Source organism: Kitasatospora sp. NPDC127035 (assembly GCF_042726075.1).
Taxonomy (GTDB): Bacteria; Actinomycetota; Actinomycetes; order Streptomycetales; family Streptomycetaceae; genus Kitasatospora.
Window position 1 is genome coordinate 13,819 of record NZ_JBHXDN010000038.1, and the last position, 22,012, is coordinate 35,830.

The 22,012-nt window shown below is 74.9% G+C and carries 13 protein-coding genes; 9 read left to right on the forward strand and 4 right to left on the reverse strand.

Annotation, left to right across the window (positions count from 1 at the left end; all coding sequences use genetic code 11):
- Positions 1-5: 5 nt before the first annotated feature.
- From ACFWIC_RS24620 to ACFWIC_RS24640, 5 genes are all read left to right on the forward strand, one after another.
- A complete protein-coding gene (locus ACFWIC_RS24620) occupies positions 6-1,436 on the forward strand; it encodes a TIR-like protein FxsC (RefSeq protein WP_380520027.1) in 1,431 nt (476 codons plus the stop codon).
- The gene (fxsT, locus tag ACFWIC_RS24625) at positions 1,426-5,556 is read left to right on the forward strand and encodes an FxSxx-COOH system tetratricopeptide repeat protein (protein ID WP_380357506.1); all 4,131 of its coding nucleotides are present in this window, start codon (positions 1,426-1,428) and stop codon (positions 5,554-5,556) included. Before ACFWIC_RS24620 ends, fxsT (ACFWIC_RS24625) begins: the two co-directional genes overlap by 11 nt.
- Before the next feature lie 228 nt (positions 5,557-5,784).
- Entirely contained in the window at positions 5,785-5,970 is a 186-nt protein-coding gene (locus tag ACFWIC_RS24630) for a hypothetical protein (protein WP_329883259.1), read from the forward strand.
- A 52-nt stretch (positions 5,971-6,022) separates the two neighbouring features.
- Entirely contained in the window at positions 6,023-8,476 is a 2,454-nt protein-coding gene (locus tag ACFWIC_RS24635; protein ID WP_380520028.1) for an FxsB family cyclophane-forming radical SAM/SPASM peptide maturase, read from the forward strand.
- Between the two features lie 211 nt (positions 8,477-8,687).
- Positions 8,688-9,593 (forward strand): aminoglycoside N(3)-acetyltransferase, encoded by a 906-nt coding sequence (locus ACFWIC_RS24640; RefSeq protein WP_380520029.1) that lies wholly within the window; start codon positions 8,688-8,690, stop codon positions 9,591-9,593.
- 119 nt (positions 9,594-9,712) lie between these two features.
- Here ACFWIC_RS24640 and aspS read toward each other — a convergent pair whose 3' ends face one another.
- A complete protein-coding gene (aspS, locus tag ACFWIC_RS24645; protein WP_329952950.1) occupies positions 9,713-10,990 on the reverse strand; it encodes an aspartate--tRNA(Asn) ligase in 1,278 nt (425 codons plus the stop codon).
- A gap of 630 nt (positions 10,991-11,620) precedes the next feature.
- On the opposite strand from aspS, the gene ACFWIC_RS24650 reads away from it, so the two are divergent.
- The 3 genes from ACFWIC_RS24650 (at position 11,621) to ACFWIC_RS24660 (ending at position 18,109) form a co-directional block, all read left to right on the forward strand.
- The gene (locus ACFWIC_RS24650; protein WP_329952951.1) at positions 11,621-13,012 is read left to right on the forward strand and encodes a TIR-like protein FxsC; all 1,392 of its coding nucleotides are present in this window, start codon (positions 11,621-11,623) and stop codon (positions 13,010-13,012) included.
- Entirely contained in the window at positions 13,009-17,001 is a 3,993-nt protein-coding gene (gene fxsT / locus ACFWIC_RS24655; protein WP_380357513.1) for an FxSxx-COOH system tetratricopeptide repeat protein, read from the forward strand. The genes ACFWIC_RS24650 and fxsT (ACFWIC_RS24655) overlap by 4 nt, the downstream gene beginning before the upstream one ends.
- A gap of 133 nt (positions 17,002-17,134) precedes the next feature.
- Positions 17,135-18,109 carry a D-glycerate dehydrogenase gene (locus ACFWIC_RS24660; protein WP_329952952.1) on the forward strand — a complete coding sequence of 325 codons (975 nt, stop codon included), beginning with the start codon at positions 17,135-17,137 and terminating at the stop codon, positions 18,107-18,109.
- Between the two features lie 26 nt (positions 18,110-18,135).
- On the opposite strand, the gene ACFWIC_RS24665 is transcribed toward ACFWIC_RS24660, so the two are convergent.
- From ACFWIC_RS24665 to ACFWIC_RS24675, 3 genes are all read right to left on the reverse strand, one after another.
- Positions 18,136-19,005 (reverse strand): alpha/beta fold hydrolase, encoded by an 870-nt coding sequence (locus tag ACFWIC_RS24665; RefSeq protein ID WP_329953014.1) that lies wholly within the window; start codon positions 19,003-19,005, stop codon positions 18,136-18,138.
- Positions 19,006-19,154: 149 nt separating this feature from the next.
- Positions 19,155-20,099 (reverse strand): DUF4231 domain-containing protein, encoded by a 945-nt coding sequence (locus ACFWIC_RS24670; RefSeq protein WP_329883265.1) that lies wholly within the window; start codon positions 20,097-20,099, stop codon positions 19,155-19,157.
- Between the two features lie 235 nt (positions 20,100-20,334).
- Entirely contained in the window at positions 20,335-21,099 is a 765-nt protein-coding gene (locus ACFWIC_RS24675; protein WP_380520030.1) for an SIS domain-containing protein, read from the reverse strand.
- Between the two features lie 220 nt (positions 21,100-21,319).
- Between ACFWIC_RS24675 and ACFWIC_RS24680 the strand changes: the two genes are divergently transcribed.
- Positions 21,320-22,012 (forward strand): metal-dependent transcriptional regulator, encoded by a 693-nt coding sequence (locus ACFWIC_RS24680; RefSeq protein WP_329883267.1) that lies wholly within the window; start codon positions 21,320-21,322, stop codon positions 22,010-22,012.

The window sequence follows — 22,012 nt, forward strand, 5'->3', positions numbered from 1 at the left end:
GCTGAGTGCGGCCGTACTTCTTCTTCAGCTATGCGCGCCGGGACCATCTGGTGGGAGGCGCCTTCGTCGACCAGTTCTTCGCCGACCTTCGCGACGAGCTGGCCCGTATCGCGCCGGAGGCCGGACCGGCCGAACTCGCCTACCGGGACACCGAACGGCTTCGCGTCGGCGACGACTGGGAACAGCAGCTCTCCCGAGTGATCGGCGCCAGTCGCACCATGGTGGCGCTGTACTCGCCCGCCTACTTCGCCAGCGTCTACTGCGGGAAGGAGTGGACCGCGTTCGACCGGCGGATGCGTCGGCACCGCGAGCTGACCGGCGAGACGGTCGCGGCGCTGATCCCGGTCCTGTGGGAGCCGCCGCCGGAGGACCTGCCGCCCGAGGTGCGGCGGATCCAGTACCTCCAGTACGACTTCGGGGCGGCGTACGCCGTCGGAGGGCTGCGGCACTTGCTCCGCTCCGATCCGCACGGAACCGAGTACCGCCAAGTGGTCCGGACCGTCGCGGAGCGGGTCCGGGAGGGGGTCGCCCGTCCGGTGGTCGAGCTGCGGGACCTCGACCTGGCCCAGGTGGAGGGGTGCTTCCCGGCGCCGGACGCCCCGGCCGGACCGGTCCGCAGCGGCCTGGTCAGGATCTTCGTCGCAGCCGGCCGGGCCGAGGGCCGGGCGGCCGAGCGGGCCGCCCCGGGCATCGCGGCGGGGGCCGATCCGGCGCCCGGGGCCGAGTCGGCGCACGACCCTCTGTGTCGGGGCGGGTGGTACGGCGCCCACCCCCGGGACTGGGCGCCCTACCACCCGCCCCGGCTCCCCTCCCTGGTCGTCCAGGCTCAGCGGGTGATCACCCGGGCCGGGCACAGCACCAGCCTGGACACGGTCGGCCCCGACCTCGCCGCCACCCTGGACCGGGCGCGGGAGAACAACGAGGTGAGCCTGCTGCTGCTGGATCCCTGGGCCGTCGGCCGGGAGCCGTACCGGCAGGTGCTGCGCGAGTTCGACGGGCAGAACCACCCGGTGACCGGTGTCCTGCTGCCCGACGGCGCCGACGACCCGCCGGACGGACCGGCGCGCGCCCAGCTCTGGGAGGGCGTGCGCGAGGTCTTCCCGCGCAACTGGTTGCACCGGTCCGGGCCCGATCCCCTCTTCCGGGTCAGGGTGGCGCGCGAGACCTTCGAAAGAGTGCTGGTCGAGGCCCTTACCACGGCGCAGAACCGCCTGTTGGACCAGATCGACCACGACCCGGCCGCGGTGCGCACGCAGTTCGGGCTCGGGCCGGCGGCTGCGGCCCTTCCCGGGCTCACCATCCCGGCCTGGCCGCCCGTGCCCGTGCCCGCGAGCCCTGCGGGCAGCGGCGGCCCGGCCTCTGCGCCCGTGCCCCCGCGACCGGCCCCCCGGCGCTCCGGGAGCCCCGCCAAGGAGACAGCGAACGATGACCACTGAACAGGTCGCCCTCACGGACGCCGAGTCCGCGGCCCCGACCACACCCGGTACCGGAACCGGCACGGTGGTCACCTTCTACTCGTACAAGGGCGGCACCGGCCGCACCATGGCGCTCGCCAACCTGGGCTGGATCCTGGCCAGCCAGGGTCTGCGGGTCCTGGTGGTGGACTGGGATCTGGAGGCGCCGGGCCTGCACCGCTACTACCACCCGTTGCTGGTCGATCCCGAACTGCACGCCACCGACGGCCTGATCGACCTGCTCCGCGCCTATGTGGACCAGGCGCTTCCCGGCGCCGACGGTGTGCCGGGTGCCGGCCCCGGCGAGTGGCTGGCCGCCCCCGGCCGGCTGGACGGTTACCTCTGCGGCCTGGCGCTCGACCTCCCGGCCGGCGGCCGGCTCGACCTGATGCCGGCCGGGAGACAGAACGCGGCCTACTCGGCCGCCGTGACCAGCTTCAACTGGCGCACCTTCTACACCCGCCGGGACATCCGGGGCGCCGAGTTCCTGGCCATCCTCAGGGAACAGTGGACCGGCTCCTACGACTATGTGCTGATCGACAGTCGGACCGGAGTGAGCGACACCTCGGGCATCTGCACCGTCCTGATGCCCGACACCGTCGTGGACTGTTTCACCCTCGGCGCCCAGAGCATCCGCGGCGGCGTCGACGCGGCCCGGGCCATCGTCGACGCCGACGAGCGCGACATCCGGGTGCTGCCCGTCCCGATGCGGGTCGAGGACGCCGAGCGGGCCGGGCTCGCGGCCGGCCGCGACCTCGCGCACGACGCCTTCGCCCCCTACCTGGACCGATGGCTCGGCCCCGAACGCCGGGCCGAGTACTGGCGGGACGTCGAAGTGCCGTACAAACCGTTCTACGCGTACGAGGAGGTGCCGGCCACCGTCGTCGACCGGCCGCAGCAGGACCGCAGTCTGCTCGGTGCCTTCGAGCGGTTGGCCGGATGGCTCACCGACGGCCGGGTCCGTGCGCTGCGCCCCGTCCCCGACCGCGCTCGCCGCCGCCTCTACGCCGCCTATCTGCGCACCGGCCGCACCCGCTCCCGACAGGTCTGCGTCAGCTACGCGCCCGGCGACCGGATCTGGGCCGAGTGGGCCGCCGCCGTCCTGGCCGGCTTCGGCTACCTGGCCACCCTGCACAGCGCCGGCGCGCCGCTCGAGCCCGGTCCGCCGGACCGGGCTCCGCTGCCCGAGGCGGCGGGGCCGCTGGACGGCGACGGGAGGGTGCTCGTGCTGCTCTCGCCCGAGTACGCCGCCCTGCCACGCGGCCGCGAGCTCTGGCGCCGGCTCACCGGGGCCGGGGAGGAATCCGGTTCGGGCGCGCTGCTGGCCGTCCGCCTCACCGGACCGCAGGGGCCGCTGCCTGCACAGTCCCCCGCACAGACCTCCGCGCCGCTGCCCGCGCCGTTCGCCGGCCACCGGGTCGTCGAGCTGGCCCGGGGACCGGCGGCGGCCGCCGAGAACCAGCTGTTCGAACTGATCGGCCCGCCGCCCGGCGCCGGCCGATGGCTGGACACCGGTGAGGAGGCCACGGTCGTACCCGCTCGCTTCCCGGTCGACCGGCCGGTGCTGTGCGAGCTCCCGCCGCAGCTGGCGGCCTTCACAGGGCGGGGCGGCCTGTTGGAGGCACTGCGCGACGGTCTCACGACCGGCCCGGCCGTCGAGCCGGTCCAGGTCCTGTACGGGATGGGCGGGGTCGGCAAGTCGCAGACCGCGGTCGAGTACGCGTACCGTTTCGCCCCCGGCTACGACGTCGTCTGGTGGGTCCCGGCCGAGGACCCGGCCGGCATTCCGCAGCGGCTCGCCGAACTCGCCCCGGGCCTCGGCCTGGAGAACGACGGCGACGTCGTCCGGTCTGCCCACGCGGTGCTCGACGCACTCGGCCGGGGCCGGCCGCACCGGCGATGGCTGCTGATCTTCGACAATGCCGGGGACCCGGAGCAGCTGGCCCCTTGGCTGACGGCCGCCGGCGCCGACGGGCACGTTCTGGTCACCTCGCGGGACCGGCGCTGGGCCCGGCACCGGGGCCGGACCGAGGTGGATGTCTTCGACCGCGCTGAGAGCGTCCGGCTGGTTCGGCACGTCAACACCGGGGCCACCCGCGCCGAGGCGGAGCGGATCGCCGAGCTGCTCGGCGACCTGCCGCTGGCCGTCGGACAGGCCGCCGCCTGGCTCCAGGAGACGCCGATGCCGGCGTCCACGTACGCCGACCTGTTGGACGAGGCGCTGACCGAGATCCTCGACCGGCCGGTGCCGGCCGGCACCGGGGAGCAGCCCGGATCGGGTGAGCCGGGCGGGCAAGGTACGGAGGACCGTTTCCGCCCGAACGTCACCGCTGCCACCTGGCGGATCGCCGGCCGGGACCTGCGCCGGATCAACGCCCCGGCCGCCCGGCTGCTGGAGGTCTGCGGCTTCCTCGGCCCGGACGCCATCCCCATCGGGCTGCTCTACAGCGCCCCGGTGGCCGAGGTGATCGGCCTGCCTCAGGGTGGTTCGGACGACCGGATCGCCGTCGGCGAGATCCTGCGCACCGTAGACCAGTTCAACCTGGCCCGCTACGACCGGGCTGCCGGCACACTCGGCGTGCACCGGATCGTCCAGGCGCTGCTCCGCGACCAGGTGGTCGAGGTCGACCGGGAGCGGGTTCGGTCCGCGGCCCGGAGCGCGCTGGCCCTGGCCGACCCGGCCGATCCGGACGACCCCGCGACCTGGTCCCGGTACGCCGAACTCCTGCCGCACCTGCGGCCGTCCGGCGCGTCCGACTCCACTGACCCGGCGGTCCGGCAGTGGATCGTGCACACCGTCCGATACCTCTGGCACCGCAGCCTGCACACCGTCGGCCGGGACCTCGCCGAACACGCGCTCGCCCGCTGGCGGGACGCGGCCGGACCGGGCGTCGAGGACGACCTGACGACCCTCCGGCTGCGGGTCCAGCTCGGCAACATCCAGCGGAGCCTCGGCGTCGTCCGGGACGCGTACGAGACCGACCGGGACGTGCTGGTCCGGTTGCGGGCCGCACTCGGTCCGAACCACCCGTACACCGTCGCCGCGGCCGGCAGCCTCGGTGGCGACCTGCGTCACCTCGGCCGCTACCGGGAGGCCCGCGAGCTCGACCGGGAGACCCTGGCCACCGGACTGCGGGTGCTCGGACCGGACCACCCGCGGACCATGATGGCTGCCAACAACCTGGCCGTCTCCACTCTGCTCGACGGTGACGTCGCCGAGGCGCTCGACCGGCTCGCGCAGTCCCATCAGCGGGAGTACGAGGTGCTCGGCCCGCGCAGTCGCTACACGCTCAACGCGGCTGCCACACACGGCCGGATGCTCCGCGAGGCCGGCCGGTTCCCCGCCGCGCTGGAGCTTCTGGAGACCGCCGTCGCGGAGTGTCGGGAGGCCTTCGGCGAGGAGCACGACGACACCCTGCGCGCCCGCCGCTACCTCGGGGCCACCCTGCGCCGCCTGGGTCGGTACCGGGAGGCGCTGGACAACGACGAGGACGTGCACCGCCGGCTCCTCCGCCGCAACGGCGCCGGTCACCCGGACACGGCCGCGGCCGCCGGGAACCTGGCCGCCACCCTCGGCGCTCTCGGCGAGTTCGGCCGGGCCGTACCGCTCGCCGAGGAGGCCCACCTCCACCACCTCGACCGGCTCGGCCCGGCGCACCCCACCACGGCCACCACGGGCGGGAACCTTGCCGTGCTGCTTCGCCGGGCCGGACGCACCGAGGAGGCCCGGCGACTCTCCGGCGCGGCGCTGGCCACCCTGCGCGCGGCGCTGGGCGACCGGCACCCGTACGTCGGCCTCGCCCTGGTCAACCATGCCCACGACTCCGCCCTGGCGGGAGACCGGGCCGCCGCCCTGGCCCTGGCGGAGGAGGCCCACGGGTTGCTGTCCGGGCGGTTGGGCCCGGACCATCCGGACGCCCTGGCGGCGGCCGGCTGCCTGGCGCTCGCCCTGGCGGCTGCCGGGGCGGGGGAGCGGGCGGCTGTGACGGCAGAACGAGCTCTCGGACTGGCCCGGCAGGCGTTGGGCCAGGATCATCCGGTGACCCGGGCGCTCGCTGCGGGGGACCGGCTGGACGGGGAGGTCGAACCGCCGCCAGTGTGAGCCCGGCGCCGCTCCGCCGGGTGGCCGTGCGCCGGGCAGGTGTCGCGATGCGACCGCCGAGCGGGTGAACTTCGGCGCGATCTCGCGGCCTGCCGGGGGTAGCGGTGCGAACGGCGGGTCCGATGGGACGGCGCCGCCGCTGCGGTGGCACTACATTTGGGGCGAGGAGGCCGGGACTACTACCCGGCATCGGCAATCTCTAATCCCCTTCGTGGAAGAGAATCGAACATGACATCCGCACTGGACGCCCGCCCCACTGTTGAACTGACGCATCGTCAGGACACGTCCGATCGGGCCAGTCTCGCAGATCTCGCCGAGCTCGGGACGGCGGACCTCGACCGGCTGATCCGACGCGCACTGCCCGGCGCCGATTCAGGCCTCGTGCCGGTCGCTGCCTTCAACTCGTCCATCTGACCAGCCGATCCATCGTCGTCTCCGGCTGAAACCGAGCTGAACCCGAATGGCCATGACGCGCAATCCGCTGCCTTTCACGCAGTTCGTGGTGAAGGTCCACAGTCGGTGCGATCTCGCCTGCGACCACTGCTACGTCTACGAGCACGCGGACACCAGCTGGCGGTCCAGGCCGAAGACCGTCGCCGACGCCGTCCTGGCCAGGGCCGCCGAACGTGTCGGCGAGCACGCGGCCACGCATCGGCTGCCGTCCGTCCGGGTCGTCCTGCACGGGGGGGAACCCCTGCTGGCCGGCCCGGAACGGCTGCGGCGCGCCGCCGAGGAGTTCCGGGCGGCCCTGCCGCCCGGCTGTTCCCTCGACCTGCGGATCCACACCAACGGTGTGCTCCTGAGCCCCGCCTTCTGCGACCTCTTCGCCGAACTGGACGTCAGGGTCGGGATCTCGCTGGACGGCGACCGTGCCGCCAACGACCGCCACCGGCGCTACGCCGACGGCCGCTCCAGCCACCCGCAGGTGCTCCGCGCGGTGGCGCTCCTCCGCCGACCCGAGTACCGGCACCTCTACGCCGGCCTGCTCTGCACCGTCGACGTCGAGAACGACCCGGTCGCGGTCTACCGGGCGCTCGCCGAACTCGAACCCCCGGCCGTCGACTTCCTGCTCCCGCACGCCACCTGGGAGCAGCCGCCGAAGCGCCCCGCCGGACGTGGTCCGGCCCCGTACGCGGACTGGCTGCTCACCGTCTACGACCACTGGGAGGCGGACGGCCGCCCGTTCGCCGTCCGGACCTTCGACTCCGTCCACCGCACCCGGCACGGACTCTCCAGCCTCACCGAGTCGCTCGGTCTGGAACCCTCCGCCCTGGTGGTCCTGGAGACCGACGGCACCTTCGAGCAGGCCGACAGCCTGAAGACCGCGTACGACGGAGCCCCCGCCACCGGGTTGGACGTCTTCACCCACAGCCTCGACGAGGTCGCCCTCCACCCCGGGATGGCCGCCCGGCAGACCGGCCTGGCCGGACTCGGCGCGACCTGCCGGGCCTGTCCGGTGGTCCGTTCCTGCGGGGGTGGTCTGTACGCCCACCGGTACGGCGGCGGCAGCTTCGACCACCCGTCCGTCTACTGCGGGGACCTCATGAACCTGATCAACGGCATCGCCGACCGGTCCGACGGCCCCGGCCGTCCGGGTGGTCCCGACCGTCCTGGCGGTCCCGGCGCCACCGTCCCCGCGGCCCTGCCGGTGCAGGCCGGCGCGCCGGAGGTGCCGGCCGGGCTCACCGGGGCGCAGCTCGACGAGCTGGCCCGCGGCCACGGCGGAGCGGACGCCGTCCGCGCCCTGAACCGTTCCCAACTCGCCATCACACGCGCGATGCTGGCCGCCGTGCGGAGCACCTCCGGGCTGGCCCGCTCGGCCGCCTGGGAACTGCTCGCCGAGCTCGACTCGGCCGCGCCCGCCGCGGTGGACGCGGTGCTCGCCCACCCCTACGCCCGCGCGTGGGCCGCCCGGCGGCTGGGCGGCGACCCGGCCGCCGGGCTCGGGCCGCTGGCCGGGCTGGCCGCCGCCGCCGCGGTCCGGGCCGGGCGCGGGGACACCGTCGCCGTCCCGCTCCGGGACGGCGCGCTGCACCTGCCCACGCTCGGCCGGCTGGACCTCGGTGCCGGGGCCCGCGAAGCGGTGGTCACCGGCGGGGCGCGGGGGTTCGCCGTCCGCGCCGACGACGGTTCGTCCGCCCGCCCCGGTGAGGGGGACCCGCGCTGGCGGCCGGTCCGCCGGGTCGCGCTGGCCGGTGGTTGGACGCTCGCCCTGGAGGACGTCGACCCGCAGCGGGACAGCCACCAGTGGCCGGTCTCCGACCGGTTGGACGATCCCGAACTCACGGCCTGGAGCTGGGCGTTGCGGGAGGCCGTCGAACTGCTGGACCGTGACCTCCCCGAGTACGCCGTCGGCCTGCGGGCCGGCCTGACCACCGTCACCCCGTTGCGTCCGGGCCCGCCCGGCAGGGACGTCAGTGCCGCCGCCCGGCAGGCCTTCGGCGCGGTCGGGATCGCCCGCCCGGCGACCGCGCCCACCCTCGCGCTCCTGCTGGCGCACGAGTTCCAGCACGTCAAGCTGGGTGCGGTGCTCGACCGGGCGGACCTCTACGACCCGGCCGACACGGGGCTGTACGACGCTCCCTGGCGGCCCGACCCGCGCCCGTTGGAGGGGCTGTTCCAGGGCACCTACGCCCATCTGGCGGTGACGGCGTACTGGGGGACGAGGGTCCGGGCCCACGACGGTCTGCCCGGTTCGGCCGCCGACCACGCCCGGGCCCAGTTCGCGCTGTGGCGCCGGTACACCGCCGAGGCGGTGGAGCGGCTGGCCGGCTCCGGCTCGCTGACCGCCCTCGGCCTGCGCTTCGCCGAGGGCATGGGAGCGACCGTCGGCCCCTGGTCGGCCGTCCCGCTGCCGCGGGCAGCCGAGGAGGCCGCCGACCGGGCCCGCCGGGACCGCTCGCCGACGGTGGCGGGCTGACCGCCCGGTCGGTACCCGGCGGTGCCCGGTGCCCGGCCCGCCGGGTGCCCGGCCCGCCCGAGGCCCAGCCCGCCCGACGCCCGGCCCGTCGGACGCCCGGCGCACGCCGGGGCCCGGACGCCGGGCGCCGGTGCCCCGTTCCCAGCCGCGCCCCCGCCCACTACCCTGGCCGCGGATCCCCCGTCCGTGGCCGTCACCCCCGGGACATGCCATGACCACCGAGACCCGCGTCGCCGTCGCCCCCGCGACCGTGACCGCCCCCACGACCGCCCCCGTGACCGCCCCACCCCCGCACGTCGTGACCGCCGGTCGCGCGGCGCCGGCCGACGAGCCGCCGCCGACCCGCGACCGGCTCGCCCGCCGGTTCGCCGCGCTCGGGGTCCGGCCGGGCGGCGTCCTGCTCGTACAGGCCTCGCTGCGGGCCCTCGGCCCGGTCGACGGCGGCGCCGCGACCGTCACCGACGCCCTGCTGGACGCCCTCGGCGGACCGTCGCACGGCACCCTCGTCGCCTACACCGCGACCCCGGAGAACTCCTCGACCTCCCGCCTGCACCTGGCCGCCGTGGCCGGACTCACCGAGGCCGAGGCCGCCGCGCACCGGGCCCGGATGCCGCGCTTCGACCCGGCCACCACGCCCTGCTCGCCGACCGTGGGCGCGCTCTCCGAGGAGATCCGGACCCGGCCGGGCGCCCGCCGCAGCGCCCACCCGCAGACCTCCTTCGCCGCGCTGGGCGCCCGGGCCGAGGAGATCGTCCGCCGCCACGACCTCACCTCCCACCTCGGGCCGGACTCCCCGCTCGGCCGGCTGTACGAGCTGGACGCCCGGGTGCTGATGATGGGTGTCCCGATGTCCCGCTTCACCGCCTTCCACCTGGCCGATCTGCGGATGCCCGGCGTCCGGCTGCGCGAGTACCGCTGTTCCGGCCCCGACGGCTGGGTCACCTTCACCGCGCCCGACCTGGACGACCTCCACTTCGCGGAGCTGGGGGCCGAAGTGCTCTCCCGTGCGACGGGGCTGACGGAGCGCCGGATCGGCGGCGCGGACTGCCGGCTGGTCCCGGTGCGCGAGGCCGTCGACCTCGCGGTCGAAGCGCTCCGGGAACTCCGCGGCCGGTAGGCGGGGTGGCACCCGCCGGGGATTCCCGGGCAGCCACCGGGCGCGCCACCGGAGGGCACCACCGGGCGCGCCACCGGAAAGGCCACCGACCGCGCCCGGAGCGGACGGCCGGCGAGGCGTCAGGGCGACAGGCGGTGCAGGTCGCGCGGGAAGAGGGTGCTGGACCGGATGTTGTCGGACCGGGTGAGCCGGGCGGTCCACCGTTCGAGGCCGAGGGCGAACCCCCCGTGCGGCGGCATCCCGTGGGCGAAGGCGCTGAGGTAGCCCGCGTACGGCTCCGGGGACTCGCCGCGGGCCGCGAGGGCGGCGAGGTAGTCCTCGTGCCGGTGCAGGCGCTGCCCGCCGGTGACGAGCTCCAGGCCCCGGAACACCAGGTCGAAGCTGTTGGAGTACGCGGGCCGTCCCGGCTCCGGGTGGGTGTAGAACGGGCGCTTGCGCATCGGGTAGCCCACCACGAACAGGAACTCGCTGCCGTGCTCGCGCAGCGCCCACGCGCCGAGCTCGCGCTCGTGGGCGGGGGAGAGGTCCGGCTCGTCGGCGCCCAGCACGCGCATGGCCTCCGCGAAGTGGATCTGAGGGATCTCCGCCGGGACCTCCGGGAGGTCCACCGCCAGTGCGCCGACCGCCCCGGCGGCACGCGAGGCCACGGCGGCGACCATCCCGGCGACGGCCTCGCGGACGACGGCCATCACCTCGCGGTGGTCGGCGATGAAGCCCAGCTCGGCGTCCAGGCTGGTGTACTGGGCCAGGTGGCGGGCGGTGTCGTGCGGTTCGGCCCGGAAGACGGGACCGGTCTCGTAGACCCGTTCGAAGACCCCGACCATGGTCTGTTTGAAGAACTGCGGGGACTGCGCGAGGTAGGCCCGCTCGCCGAACCAGTCCAGGGCGAAGACGTTCGCCCCGGACTCGGTGGCCGAGGCGACCACCTTCGGGGTCTGGATCTCGGTGAAGCCGAGGCCGTCCAGCGTCGACCGGAAGCCGGCCACCGAGGCGGCCGAGATCCGGTGGACGGCGCTGAGCCGCGGGTGCCGCAGGGCCACCGGCGCGTGGTCCAGGACGACCGGCAGCGTGGCCGGCACCGTCGGCCGGAACAGGCTGAACGGCGGGGGTTCGGCGAGGCTGGACAGGACCTCGATCTCCGGCGAGGTGAGTTCGACCCCGGCGGGCGCCTGGGAGTTGACGGTGACCGTCCCCCGAATGCGCAGGACGGTCTCCTCCGGGTAGTCGGCGCCGTTCCCGGCGGTCACGACCTGGGCGAGACCGGAGCGGTCCCGGAGGACGAGGAAGGTGACGGACTTGAGCCCGCGGCGGCGGTGCAGCCAGCCGCTGACTTCGACGGATTCGCCTACGCGGCCGGGTAGTTCCGCAGCCAGGACGCGGGTCGTCGGGTGGATCATCGCAGCCCTCCAGGGGCGTTGCCGTGATCCCTTCGGAGTGCGGGCGAGAAGGGGCAACTCGCGGTGCCACCGCACTTTCGCCGGCACCCCGGAGGGCGCCGGCCTCGTTCTGGCCCGGTGACGGGGGCCGGCCGACGGGGCATTTCCTCCCCGCACTCAGGAGTGTCTTCCCTCCGGGGCGTGAGGCCGCCTTCCCAGCTGCCGGCGGCTCTCTCGGCCCACGGTGACCCGGGGGTACTCGTCTCCGTCCACGTGTTCCGTCGAGGGTAGGTCGGGTCGGCCGCCCCCGGCAACGCGTTTCCCCGGCACGGCGTCTCCCCGGTGCCGACGGCCTCCCGGGCGCCGCGGCGCGCCTCCGGGCAGCGTGGCGCGTCGCCGGGGTCGTCGGGGGTGGGCGGGGTCGTCGGGGTCGCCGGGGGTGGGCGGGGGTTGTCCGGCGTCACCGGACGCCGCCGAAGTGCTCCGGCCGCCCGCGCGTGCGTGCGACCGTGCGCCCCCGGTCGTTTCGGTCATGTCAATCCGGGTGGCCCTTCGTGCTATTCCCATGCCCCCCGGGTCGTTCCTACACTGAAGCCCCGCGATCGGGGACGCGAGGGGTGGCGGTTGCCGGGGGGCCAGGGGGAGGCGCGTGTGAACGACCATGGCTGGGACGAGGACGCGGCCCGGCCGTACTTCTTCCTCAGTTACGCGCACACCCCGAAGGCGGGCGCGCGCGGCGCCGGCGACCCCAACCACTGGGTCCGCCAGCTCTACCGGGACCTCTGCGAGGCGGTGCTCCAGCTCACGGCCGTGCCCGCCGGCGTGCCGGTCGGCTTCATGGACGAGTCCATGCACCAGGGCGAGCTGTGGGCCGAACGGCTCTCCGAGGAGCTGGCCGCCTGCCGGGTGTTCGTGCCGCTCTACTCGCCGCGCTACTTCAACAGCATCCCGTGCGGCCAGGAGTGGCACTCCTTCACCCGCCGCCCGGTCTACCCGGCGACCATCGACGCCGAGCGGACCAGCGGCATCGTCCCGGTCCTCTGGGCGCCGATGAGCCGCTACAAGCTGCCCAAGGTGGCCGGCGAACTCCAGTTCAACCACGCCAGCTTCGGCCCCGACTACGCCACCGAGGGCCTGTACGCCCTGATGAAGCTCAGCTACTTCCGTTCCGCGTACGAGCTGGCCGTGCACCGGCTGGCCGCGCGGATCGTCGAGGTGGCGGAGGAGACGGTCATCCCGGTCGGGCGACCGCTCGACTTCAACGCCCAGCCAAGCGCCTTCGACGTCGCCGCGCCGACCAAACGCCTGCGGATCTCCGTCCTCTCGTACCACCGGAGCGAGGTGCCGGCCGACCGCAACCCGGACTACTACGGCACCCGCCGCACCGACTGGCACCCCTACCGGCCGGTCGCCAACCGCCCGCTCGCCGAGCACGCGGTGCGCCTGGCCCGGCAGCTGGGGTTCCAGCCGACCGTGCACGAGTTCGACGAGGAGGCCGAGGCGCTGCTCGGGGGCGGCGAGCCCACCGCCCCCGGACTGCTGCTGCTCGACCGCTGGGCCCTCTGCGACGAGCAGCGCCGCGAGCTGGTCCGGCGGTTCGACCGGTCGGACTCGGCCTGGGTGAGCGTGCTGGAACCCTGGAACGCGGACGATCCCGACTGCGTCGAACACCACCGCGACATGGCCGACCTCGCGGACCAGGTCCTGCGGTTGACCCACCGGGCGGCGCGCCCCAGCTTCCTCGGCGTGCTCGGCGGTACCCCCGGGCTGGCCAGCCTGGAGGAGTTCGACGACGCGCTGCCCAGAGCCGCGATGAAGGCCAAGTACGCCTTCGAGGGCCGGACGAGGACCGAACCGGACGAGCCGCCGACCCCCCGCCCGAGCCTGCGCGGCGCGTTCCGGCCGCAGGGCGGACGGGCCGGCCCGGACCGGTACGGCGGGGACCCCTTCGGACCGGACGAGCCCTTCGGTGACGACGACCACCCAGCACGCCAGAGAGGCGACCGCCCGGACGACGGGACGCCCGGGGGAGGAACCACATGAGCGAGGACCGCACCAGGAACCTCCGCATCGGAGGGCTCACCGCCGAGGCGCTCGCCGCCCAGCGCGAGGCGGAGCGCGACCGGCACGGCCGGATCATCACGTTCTACTCGTACAAGGGCGGCACCGGCCGCACCATGGCGCTCGCCAACACCGCCTGGATCCTGGCCGCCAACGGCTTCCGCGTGCTCACCGTGGACTGGGACCTGGAGGCGCCGGGCCTGGCCAAGTTCTTCCACCCCTTCCTCGACCAGGCCGCCCTCGCCGGCACCACCGGGATGATGGACCTGATCGCCGAGTACCGGGAGGAGGCGCTGCGCCCCGTCGAGCACGCCGAGGGCTGGCACCTGGACTTCGCCCGGGTGCACCCGCACGCGCTCTCGCTCTCCTGGCCGCTCTTCCCGCCCGGCGGCAGCCTGGACTTCCTCTCCGCCGGCCAGTTCAACCGGGACTACTCCGAGGCCGTCACCCACCTCGACTGGGACATCTTCTACGACCGTTTCGACGGCGGGCAGTTCTTCGACGCCCTGCGCGCCGACATGAGCAAGCACTACGACTACGTGCTGATCGACTCCCGGACCGGCCTCTCCGACATCGCCGAGATCTGCACCGTCCAGATGCCCGACGACCTGGTCGTCTGCTTCACCCTCAGCGACCAGTCCATCGACGGCGCCTCGCGGATCGCCCAGCACATCCACGACCGCTACCGCGAGCGCGGCATCCGCATCCTGCCGGTGCCGATGCGGATCGACGAGGGCGAGAAGGAGAAGGCCGACGCCGGCCGGGCGCTCGCCCGGATCCGCTTCGACGGCCTCCCCGCCGGCCTCGACGGCGACGAACTCGCCCACTACTGGGGCTCGGTGGAGATCCCGTACCGGCCGTTCTACGCCTACGAGGAGATCCTCGCCACCTTCGGCGACCAGGGCGGCGCCCAGACCTCCATGCTGGCCGCCTGTGAGCGGCTCACCTCGGCGATCACCGAGAGCCGGGTCCGCTCGCTGCCGGCCGTCGACGAGGAGATCCGCCTCCGGTACGTGGACGCCTTCACCCGGCGCCGCCCGTCCGTCCCGGCCGACCTCTACCTCTCGTACGTCCCCGAGGACCGGATGTGGGCGGACTGGATCGAGTCGGTGCTCACCCGGGCCGGCTTCCGGGTGCTGCCCCGCGACCTCAGCGCCGGCGCCGAACCGCGCCAGGACACCGAGCGCGGCATCGACGCCGCCCACCGGACGGTCGCCGTCCTCTCGCCCGCCTACCTGCGCTCGCCGCAGGCCCGCGCGCTCTGGGAGTCGGTGGTCAGCTCCGACCCGTCCGGCACCCGCCGTCAGCTGGTCCCGGTCCGGGTCGGCGACGTCCGGCTCACCGCGCCGTTCTCCAACCGCAACCCCGTCGACCTCGTCGGGCGCGACGAGGCGCAGTCCGTACAGACCCTGCTCCGCGCGCTCGGCCGCGGCGACGTCGCCCTCGCCGAGGCCCCGGCCGGCGGCCCCCGGTTCCCCGGCAGCAAGCCCCAGGTCTGGGACGTCCCGCCCCGCAACCCCTCCTTCACCGGGCGCTCCGCCGTCCTGGAGCAGCTCCGCAACCAGCTGCGCGGCGGCATGGCGGCCGTCCTGCCCACCCCGCAGACCCTCTACGGGCTCGGCGGCGTCGGAAAGACCCAGGTCGCCCTGGAGTACGCACACCGCTTCATGTCCGACTACGACCTGGTCTGGTGGATCGACGCCGAACAGACCGAACTCGTCGCCCCCGCCCTCGCCGACCTCGCCCGCCGACTCGGCCTGCGCGTCGGCGACTCCGTCACCGAAGCCGCCGAAGCCGCCCGCGAGGCGCTGCGCCGCGGGGTGCCCACCTCGCGCTGGCTGCTGATCTTCGACAACGCCGACGAACCCACCGAGATCCGCCGCTTCTTCCCCGGCGGCTCCGGCCACATCCTGGTCACCTCCCGCAACCAGGCCTGGTCCGGCCACGCCGAGGCCCTGGAAGTGGACGTCTTCACCCGCGGCGAGAGCGTCGAACACCTCTGCCGCCGCGCCCGCGGCCTCTCCCGCCCCGACGCCGACCGCGTCGCCGAGGCGGTCGGCGACCTGCCGCTCGCCGTCGAGGTCGCCGCCGCCTGGCTCGACACCACCGGCACCCCGGTCGACACCTACGTCGCCCAGCTCCAGGCCGAAGCGGCCCGCGCCCTCGCCGGCACCCGCCCCGCCGACTACCCCACCCCCGTCGGCGCCACCTGGAACGTCTCCATCGCCCGGCTCCGCGAGCAGTCCCCGGCCGCCGTCCGGCTGCTCCAGCTCTGCGCGTTCTTCGCGCCCGAGCCGATCTCCATGAACCTCTTCTACAGCGACCAGATGATCCGTGCGCTCGTCCAGTACGACGCGGACCTGAGCGACAAGTTCATGCTCGGCAAGGTGATCCAGGCGATCGGCCGGTACGCGCTCGCCAAGGTCGACGCCGGCACCAACAGCTTCCAGGTGCACCGCCTCGTCCAGGCCGTCATCCGTGCCGAGATGACCGACGACGAGCAGGAGGTCGCCGTCCACGAGGTGCACCGCATCCTCACCGGCGCCCGGCCCTCCCTCGGCGACACCGACGACCCGGCCAACTGGCCCGCGTTCGACGAGATCTGGCCCCACCTGTCGCCCTCCAAGGCCCACAACTGCGACGAGGCCGACACCCGCCAGCTCCTCATCGACCGCGTCCGCTACCTGTGGAAGCGCGGCGAGCTCGACCGCGCCCGCGACCTCGGCCACGCCCTCGACGACGAGTGGACCCGCAAGCTCGGCGAGAACGACCGCCAGACCCTGCTGCTCCGCTTCCAGCTCGCCAACGTCCTGCGCTCGCAGGGCAACTACGCCGAGGCCCTGGCCCTGGACGAATCGACCCTGGAGCGCCAGCGGGCCCTGCTCGGCGAGCACCACCCCTACACCCTGATGACGGCGGGCTCCCTCGGCGCCGACCGCCGGGCCCTCGGCCGGTTCCAGGCCGCCCTCGACCTCGACCGCGAAATCCTGGACCAGTTCCGCGAGTTGTTCGGTGACGACAACCCGCGCACGCTCTCCATGGCGAACAACCTCGCCATCGACTACCGCCTCGTCGGGGACAGCGAAGCCGCCCGCGAACTCGACCAGGAGACCCTCGACCGGCGCACCGCGGTGCTCGGGCCGCGCCACCCGTACACCCTCTCCACCAAGTCCAACCTCGCCCGCGACCTGCGGGAACTCGGCGACTACCAGGGCTCGGTGGAACTCCTCCAGGAAGTCACCAACGACCTCGGCGGCGTCCTCGACCCGGACCTCCCGGAGAACCTGCGCAACGCCAAGTCCCTGGCCGTCTCCCTGCGCCGGATCGGACAGCTGGCCGAGGCCCGCCGGATCACCAAGGAGACCTACGAGCGCTACCTGGAGCGGTACGGCGCCGACGCCCCGGACGCACTGGCCTGCGCGCTCAACCTGGCCGCCGACCACAGCGCGTCCGGCGACAAGGAGACCGCCCGCGACCTGTGCGCCACCGTCTACGAGGGCCACCGCCGACTGTTCGGCGACGAGCACCCGTTCTCCCTGGCCTGCGCGAACAACCTCGGCATCTACCTGCGCGGCAGCGGCGACGTGCCCGGGGCGATCGCCCGCGGCCTGGCCACCGTGGACGGCCTCACCCGCTCGGTGGGGCCGGACCACCCGTACACCCTGATCGCGATGATCAACCTGGCCAACGCCCACGGCGACGACGGCCGGACCGACCTCGCCGAGGAGCTCGGCCGCGCCGCGTACGAGGGCCTCTGCCGCCGCTACTCGGCGCGCCACCCCGACGCGGTGGCCTGCGAGGCCAACCTGGCCGTCACCCTGCGGGTGGCCGGCCGGCACACCCCGGCCGCCGAACACCGGGCCCGGGCGATCGCCGAGCTGATCCGCCAGTTCGGCGAGGAGCACCCCAACACCGTCGCGGCCCGGGGCTGGAAGCGGATCAACCGCGACCTCGAACCGCAGCCGGTGTGACCGGCCCGGGCGGTGTGCGGGTCGGCCGCACACCGCAGGGGCGCACACCGCCCGGGCCGGCCCTCGCGGAGGCCGGTCGCCGGCGTCGGCCGTCCGCGGTGCGCTCCGGCCCGCCGCGTATGCTTCGGGCCTGATGAACGAGCAGCCTCCGGTCCTGGTCACCCGCCGTCTCGCCCCCGGCGTCGTCGAACGGCTCACCGCGCACCACGCGGCCACCGTGCACGACTCCGAACTGCCGCTGCCGCGCGCCGAACTGCTGGCCGCCGTCCGCGGCCGGACGGCCGTGATCACCACCCTCGACGACGTGGTCGACGCCGAACTCCTCGACGCGGCCGGCCCCGGCCTCCGGGTGGTGGCCAACCACGCGGTCGGCCACCACAACATCGACCTCGCCGCCTGCGCCGACCGCGGGGTCCTGGTGACCAACACCCCCGGCGTGCTCACCGCCGCCACCGCCGACATGGCGTGGGCGCTGCTGCTGTCCGCCACCCGCCGGCTCGGCGAGGGCGAGCGCCTGCTGCGCTCCGGCCGGCCGTGGGCCTGGGCCCCCACCTTCATGCTCGGCCTGGAACTCGCCGGCACCCCGCTGGGCATCCTCGGCATGGGCCGGATCGGCCGGGCGGTGGCCCGCCGGGCCCGCGCGTTCGACATGCCCGTCAGCTACCACAACCGCCACCCGCTGCCGCCCGAGCAGGCCGAGGGCGCCGACTGGCTGCCGCTGGACGACCTGCTCGCCGCCTCCACCGTGCTGGTGGTCACCTGCCCGCTCGGCGACGCCACCCGGCACCTGCTGGACGCCCGCCGGCTCGCCCTGCTGCCGCCCGGCGCGGTGGTGGTGTCGATGACCGCCGGAGTCGTCGACGAGGAGGCGCTCGCCGCCGCCCTGGAGTCCGGCGCGCTGTTCGCCGCCGCCGTCGACAACTTCGAGAACGAGCCGGCCGTCCCCGCCGCGCTGCTCGCCCAGGACCGGGCCGTGCTCGCGCCGCACCTCGGCAGCGCCACCGTCCGCACCCGGCAGGCCATGGGCGGCCTCGCGGTCGACAACGTCCTCGCCGTCCTGGCCGGCGACCCCCCGGTGACGCCGGTCGCGCCGGTCACCCCCCGGTGACGCCGGTCACCCCCCGGTGACGCCGGTCACCCGCCGGGAGCCCGGCCCGCCGCCCAGTTGAGAGCCGTGGCCATCACCCGGAACGCGCCGAAGTGGGCGGCACCGGGTTCCAGGAACAGCTCGGAGCCGGGGATGTGGTCGGCCAGCCAGCGGGAGTGGTCGACGGGGGAGAACTGGTCGTCGGCGCCGTGCCAGAGCCAGGTCGGCACCCCGATGTCCCCGACCTGGAAGCCCCAGCCGGCGGTGAAGGCCAGCACGTCGTCGATCCAGCCGTCGGCGCCGTGCCGGAACGCCTCCCGGTAGTTGCTCTGCAGCATCCGCCGCAACCCGGTGTCGGCCACCACCTCCCGGTCGGTGGCCGGCAGTTCGGGCCGCAGCCCCTTGAGCAGGCTGACCGGGTCGGCCCGGATCTGCTGCGAGCGGAAGAGCATGCCGGCGGCGATCCGGTCGTGCCCGCGCTCGGCCTCCCGGTACGCCCGGACGTTGGACGGCGTCATCCCGCCGTACCAGTCCAGACCGGCGGCGTCGCGGGGGGCCAGGCCGACCAGGACGGCGGCCCGGGTGACCCGCTCCGGCAGCAGCGCCGCGCAGGCCAGCGCGTGCGGACCGCCGCCGGAACGGCCGAGCACCGCGAAGGCGTCGATACCGAGATCGTCGGCGATGGTCCGGACGTCCACGGCCGCGGCGGCCACCCGGCGGCCGGGCAGCCGGGTGGAGTCGCCGTACCCGGGCCTGTCGAAGGAGACCAGCCGGACGCCGAGCCGGTACAGCACGGTGCTGCGCGGGTGCGGGCCGACCCGGCTGCCGGGCATGCCGTGGAGCAGGAAGACCGGGCGACCGCGCGGGTCGCCGTGGGTCTCGACCGCGAGTGCGCGGCCGTCCGCCGCCTTGACCATCCGTAGCGCCACGCACGACCTCCTCGGCTCTCGGGGTCCGGCCGGTCGGCCGGCGGCCCCGGTCGGCGGGCCGGCCCGGATTCAGGTGGGTTGATCCCCGGGCGGCCCCGGCGGGTCGATCCGGGCGCCGGGCCCGGTCGACCGCCCGTTCAGTGGTCCCGGTCGGTCGTGCCGCGGACCTCGCGGCGGGCCTGCCAGGTGGTGTGCTCGCGGGAGACGGCGTCCTCGGCGTCGCGGGCGAGCCGGGCCCAGAGCTCCTCGGCGTCGGCCGAACCCACGTCCAGCCGGGCGAGCTGGTTGCTGATCAGCTCCAGCTCGTGGGCGGCCAGGCCGTACGCGGCGGCCAGCGGCCGGTACTGGCGCAGCTGCGCCCAGGCGGCGACCGAGGCGGCGACGGCGGAGACGGTACCGAGCGCGTCGTAGGAGAACTCGCCCATCGCCCGCAGCGCCGCCAGCACCAGGCCGAGCAGCGGCAGCACCACACCGAGCACACCGGCCCAGAACCCGGCCCGGGCGCAGTACCGCGCCTTGGACCGGTACCAGTCGTGCTGGACCCGTATCCGCTCGCGCAGGTAGACGTCCCGGCGGACCGCCAGCGGCTGGTCCCGCAGCCCGCGCATCGCCTCGGTGATCTGGGTGTCGGCGGGCCGGGTGCCCAGGCCGGGGCCGACCGCGCGGCTGTCCCGGAAGGCGTTCAGCACCCGGCCCAGCTGGAAGCCGTAGAGGCCCTCGGCGTCCGGCAGGCTGCGCGGCGGCGGCTGGAAGGCGTCGGCCCGGACGGCGAACTTCCAGGCGAGGGTCTTCACCGACTCGGCGGCGGCCCGGCCCTCGTACCAGAGGCCCTGCGGGTTCTGCCGGCTGATCACCACGGCCAGGCAGATCGCCCCGAGGTAGGCCGCGGCCGCGAGCCAGGCCCAGAGGCCGCCGTCGGCGGAGCCGGCCGCGGCGGCGGCGACCAGCAGCACCAGTTCCCAGGCGGAGAGCCGGACGGCCCGCCGCTGCCCCTGCCGGGAGGCCGAGTCGGCGGCCCAGAACAGTTCGGGCAGCAGCTCGCGCTCCTGCACCCGGGCCAGCGGCCCCGCACCCGACGCCATGCTCGGCCCCCACCAGTCGCTCCGGTCGCACGCTGTCCTGCCCCGGCGGCCGGGCCGGTACGCCTGCGCGGGCCCCGGCCCGTCCGCTTTGGCCGGGAAACCGCCGGAGTTTGTCCCGTATATCGGTGCTCCCGCGACCGCGCCGGCGCCCGGGAGCCGCATCTCCCGGGCCCGCGCCGGGCCCGCGCGCCGGCCGGGCCCGCGCCCCGGGCCCCGCGAGCGCCGGAGCCCCGACTCAGTAGGTGTAGAAGATCCGGTCCGTGTTGTCGGCCATCTGCTTGGCGTTCCACTCGGTCCCGCCGGGCACGTTGCCGGAGCGGAAGAGCGGCGGGGCGGCGCCGTCGCCGGCCGCCGCGGCGTCGGCCAGCCGGCCCACCGCCGAGGCGACCACGGCCTGCATCAGCGCGCTGGTGACGATGGTGGAGACCGGCCCGAAGGTGGCCTCGGCGCCCGGGTGGGTCAGCTCGCCGTCGCCCACCGCGATCTTGTTGTCCAGGACGACGTCGCAGTGGTCCTTCAGGTAGGTGCCCGACGGGTGCGCCGAGGGGACCTCGCCGGGGTAGGCGAGCGAGGTGAGCCCGATCACCCGCAGGCCCCGGCCGCGGGCGTGCTGCGCCAGCTCGACCGGCATCACCTGGCGGCCGGAGAGCGAGATCACGAAGAGCAGGTCGCCGGCGGTGGCGGGGGTCAGGTCCAGGGTGGTGGTGGCCAGTCCGGAGACCCGCTCCAGCGCGCTGGAGAGCGGTGCGGGCATCACCGTCACCCCGGCCATCCCGGGGACCTCCAGGAGGTTGATGGGAACCAGCCCGCCGGCCCGGTAGACCACGTCCTGGGCCGCCAGCGAGGAGTGGCCGGCGCCGAAGGTGAAGATTCTGCGTCCTTCGGAGATCGCCGAGGCCAGCAGGGCGGCAGCCGCCTCGATGGTGTCCGCCTCCTCCGTCCGGGCCCGCTGGAGGTGGGCGATCGCGGCGTCGAAGTACCGGCCGACCAGCTCGCTCATCTGCTGCCTTCGCTCTCTGCCGGTGGGGGAGCCGGCCGGGTGGGGCGGCTCCGGAGGTCCGGGCCGCCGATGGAGAAAGCTACGGCGAGCACCGTGCTGCCTCACCGGGGCCGCTGTCAACAGCCACGAAACCCACGCCCGGGACCCTTGCGCGGGCCCGGTCGTCGGCCCGGTAGGTCAGAATTGGCGATGAGGACACCGAGGAACGGAGCCAGCGGCGATGTCTGGGCTGATCGACACCACTGAGATGTACCTTCGCACCATCCTGGAACTGGAGGAGGAGGGCATCACCCCGATGCGCGCCCGGATCGCCGAGCGCCTGGAGCAGAGCGGCCCCACCGTGAGCCAGACGGTCGGCCGGATGGAGCGCGACGGACTGCTCCAGGTCGCGGGCGACCGCCACCTCGAACTCACCGAGGAGGGACGACGGCTCGCGGTGCGGGTGATGCGCAAGCACCGCATCGCCGAGTGCCTGCTGGTCGACGTGATCGGACTGGAGTGGGAGCAGGTGCACGAGGAGGCCTGCCGGTGGGAGCACGTGATGAGCGAGACGGTCGAGCGCAAGGTGCTCGCCATGCTCGGCCACCCCACCCAGTCCCCGTACGGCAACCCGATCCCGGGTCTGGAGGAGCTGGGCGACGCCAAGGCCGAGGGCGAGGGCTTCGACGCCGGGCTCGTCCCGCTCGACTCGGTGAAGCCCGGGGACGACGGCGCCAGCGTGATCGTCCGCCGGATCGGCGAGCCGATCCAGATGGACGGCGACCTCATGCGCACGCTGCGCCGGGCCGGGGTCCGGCCGGGCTCCACGGTGCGGGTCACCGCCGGGGTCGGCGGGGTGCTCGTGGGCTCCGGGGAGAACGCCGCGGAGCTGGGCAAGGAGATCGCCGCGCACGTGTTCGTCGCGCAGCCCTGA

What these genes read in the sequence shown, in the direction of transcription:
- fxsT (WP_380357506.1), top strand. Translation starts at nt 1,426, where the DNA reads ATGACCACTGAACAGGTCGCCCTCACGGACGCCGAGTCCGCGGCCCCG.
- ACFWIC_RS24680 (WP_329883267.1), top strand. Translation starts at nt 21,320, where the DNA reads ATGTCTGGGCTGATCGACACCACTGAGATGTACCTTCGCACCATCCTG.
- ACFWIC_RS24665 (WP_329953014.1), bottom strand. Translation starts at nt 19,005, where the DNA reads ATGGTCAAGGCGGCGGACGGCCGCGCACTCGCGGTCGAGACCCACGGC.
- ACFWIC_RS24630 (WP_329883259.1), top strand. Translation starts at nt 5,785, where the DNA reads ATGACATCCGCACTGGACGCCCGCCCCACTGTTGAACTGACGCATCGT.
- ACFWIC_RS24640 (WP_380520029.1), top strand. Translation starts at nt 8,688, where the DNA reads ATGACCACCGAGACCCGCGTCGCCGTCGCCCCCGCGACCGTGACCGCC.
- ACFWIC_RS24635 (WP_380520028.1), top strand. Translation starts at nt 6,023, where the DNA reads ATGACGCGCAATCCGCTGCCTTTCACGCAGTTCGTGGTGAAGGTCCAC.
- aspS (WP_329952950.1), bottom strand. Translation starts at nt 10,990, where the DNA reads ATGATCCACCCGACGACCCGCGTCCTGGCTGCGGAACTACCCGGCCGC.
- ACFWIC_RS24670 (WP_329883265.1), bottom strand. Translation starts at nt 20,099, where the DNA reads ATGGCGTCGGGTGCGGGGCCGCTGGCCCGGGTGCAGGAGCGCGAGCTG.
- fxsT (WP_380357513.1), top strand. Translation starts at nt 13,009, where the DNA reads ATGAGCGAGGACCGCACCAGGAACCTCCGCATCGGAGGGCTCACCGCC.
- ACFWIC_RS24675 (WP_380520030.1), bottom strand. Translation starts at nt 21,099, where the DNA reads ATGAGCGAGCTGGTCGGCCGGTACTTCGACGCCGCGATCGCCCACCTC.
- ACFWIC_RS24660 (WP_329952952.1), top strand. Translation starts at nt 17,135, where the DNA reads ATGAACGAGCAGCCTCCGGTCCTGGTCACCCGCCGTCTCGCCCCCGGC.